This window comes from Streptomyces sp. SID3212 (assembly GCF_009865405.1).
In the GTDB taxonomy this organism is placed as follows: domain Bacteria; phylum Actinomycetota; class Actinomycetes; order Streptomycetales; family Streptomycetaceae; genus Streptomyces.
On the sequence record NZ_WWJY01000732.1, the window covers coordinates 1 to 2,710 of the forward strand.

General features: G+C 75.8%; 2 protein-coding genes. Both read right to left on the bottom strand.

All coding sequences use genetic code 11. From position 1 onward, the window contains the following. Positions 1–1,436: NAD(P)/FAD-dependent oxidoreductase (locus GT042_RS22315; protein ID WP_161310503.1), on the bottom strand; the 1,436-nt coding region annotated here is incomplete at its 3' end. 140 nt (positions 1,437–1,576) lie between these two features. After that, on the bottom strand, positions 1,577–2,710 hold a 1,134-nt coding region (locus tag GT042_RS22320), incomplete at its 5' end, for a tetratricopeptide repeat protein (RefSeq protein WP_161310504.1).

Here is a 2,710-nt window from a genome sequence, read left to right on the forward strand (position 1 = left end):
TGCGCCGTCTCCACGCCCCAACGGCCGCCGCCGGCCTCCGCGTAGGGGAAGGAGAGGTCCCGGTGGAAGATGTGGCCGCCGGGGAGCCGCAGTTCGCGTTCCAGGTCGAGCGGGGTCTTCGCCTCGACGCACGGACGGCCGTCCTCGTCCACGGCGAGGCAGTCGGCGATCGGCTCCGCGAGGTGCGCGTCGAGCTGGGCGAGGGTGGCGGCGAGCAGCTCCGCGCGCACGGCGTCGTTGTCGTCCGTGAACAGCCGCGCGGGGGTGTGCAGTCCGAACAGGGTCAGGGTCTGGAACCCGGCCGCCGCCAGGCCCGGGCCGAGGATGGACGGGTCGGTCAGCGAGTGGCAGTAGATCTCGGACGGCGGCGCGGAGGGCGGCCGGCCCGCGGCGGCCTCCTGGTACGCGGTCGCCAACTGCCCGTACCCCTCGGCGATGTGGAAGGTCCCGGCGAAGGCCTCGCGCGGGTCCACGGAGGCGTCGCGGAGGCGCGGCAGCCTGCGCAGCAGCATGTTGACCTTGAGCTGGGCGCCCTCGGCGGGCGGGGGCGGTTCCTCGCCGAGGAGCGCGGCGAGGGCCTGGGGCGAGGCGTTCACGAGGACCTGGGCGGCCCCGGCCGTACCGTCGCCGTCGTCCGTACGGTACGAGACCTCGGCGCGCGTCCCGTCGGTGTCGACCCGGGTCACCTCGTGGCCGGTGAGGATCTCGGCGCCGGCGGTCCGCGCGGCGGCGGCCAGCGCGTCGGTGAGGGCGCCCATCCCGCCGACGGGCACGTCCCAGTCGCCGGTGCCGCCGCCGATCACGTGGTAGAGGAAGCAGCGGTTCTGGACGAGGGAGGGGTCGTGGGCGTCGGCGAAGGTCCCGATCAGCGCGTCGGTCAGCACCACGCCCCGGACGAGGTCGTCGGAGAACCGCTCCTCGATCGCGACGCCGACGGGCTCCTCGAACAGGGCGCGCCAGGCCGTCTTGTCGTCGATCCGCGCGCGCAGTTCCTCGCGGGTGGGCAGCGGCTCGGTGAGTGTGGGGAACACGCGCCGGGCGAGCCGCGCCGTCATCCCGTAGAACTCCTGCCAGGCGGCGTACTCGGCGTCGCCGCCGGTGAGCGCGGCGAGGGACTCGCGGGTGCGCCCCTCGCCCACGAGGAGCCCGCCGTCGCCCTTCGGGGTGTACGAGGAAACGGTCCGTTTGCGTACGGCGAAGCGCAGCCCCAGCTCCCGGACGATCTTGTCCGGCAGCAGGGAGACCAGGTAGGAGTAGCGGGAGAGGCGGGCGTCGACCCCGGCGAAGGGGCGCGTGGAGACGGCGGCGCCGCCGGTGTTCCCCAGGCGCTCCAGCACGAGGACGGAGCGTCCCGCGCGGGCGAGGTAGGCGGCGGCGACCAGTCCGTTGTGGCCACCGCCCACGATGACGACGTCGTACGAGGCGAGTGCGGGCATGGCTCTTGGTAACACGCGGACGAGCCCGGGGCCAGGGCACCGGCCGGCGCCCGGGCCGGGGTCGTGCCGCGACTCGCCGGTGACGCGTCGCCGCGGTGTGACGCGTCGTCGCGGTGTGATCGCGCCCCAGGTCTCCGGGTCTACGCGTGGGGGACCTGGCGTTCGCCGCGCAGGGCCGCCACCCGGCGGTACAGTTCCGCCGCCTCGGCGTTCCTGCCCAGCTGTTCCAGGCAGTGCGCCTCGTCGCTGCGGCTGGTCAGGGTGTCCGGGTGGGACGCGCCCAGGACCCGTTCGCGGGCTCCGGCGACCTGGCGGTAGCCGGCCAGGGCGTCCTCCCAGCGGCCCAGCCACCCCAGGCCGACGGCGACCTCACGGCGGCTCACCAGCGTGTCGGGGTGGTCGGCGCCGAGGACCCGTTCGCGGATCGCCCAGACCTCCCGGGCCTCCCGCAGCGCCTCCTCCCAGCGCGCGAGCCGCCCCAGGTTCACACCGACGCCGTGCCGGGCGCGCAGCGTCTCCGGGTCGGCCCCGCCGCTCACCCGCCTGAGGTCGTCCGCCAGCGCGCGGTAGAGCTCCAGCGCCTCCGTGTCGCGCCCCAGGCGGCCCAGGCAGATGCCGACCTCGTAGCGCGCCGCGAGGGTGTCGGCGTGGTCGGGACCGAGTGCCCGCGCCCGTGCCGCCTCCAGCTCGCGGTAGCTGCCGAGCGCCTCCGCCCAGCGCCCCGACAGCCCCAGGGTCCTGGCCACTTCGCAGCGCGTGGCGAGTGTGTCGGGGTGGGTGGTGCCGAGGACGCGGGCCCGGACCCGTACCACCTCCCTGGCCAGCTGGTACGCGTCCTCCAGCCGGCCCAGCCTGCTCAGATTGCCCGCCAGGTGGTGACGGCACCGCAGGGTGTCCGGGTGCTCGTCGCCCTTCGTGCGTTCGTGGGAGGCGAGCACCGCGGCGTACAGGTCGTGGGCCTCGAAGTGCCGGCCGAGCCGCCCCAGCGCGTACGCCGTCTCCTGGCGCGCCGCCAGGGTGTCGGGGTGGTCGGGGCCGAGCGCGCGCTCGCGCCCCTCCGTCACGCTCGCGAACTCGCGCAGCGCCTCCGCCGTGCGTCCCGTACCGCTGAGGGCGAGCCCGATCTCGTACCGGCTGGCGAGGGTGTCGGGGTGGTCGGGGCCGAGGGTCTGGGCGCGTTCGGCGGCGACGTCGCGGTGGGTCTCCTCCGCCTCCGCCCAGCGGCCGGCGCGGCCCAGGTTCACCCCGGCGTCGTGGCGGCCGGCCAGGACGGC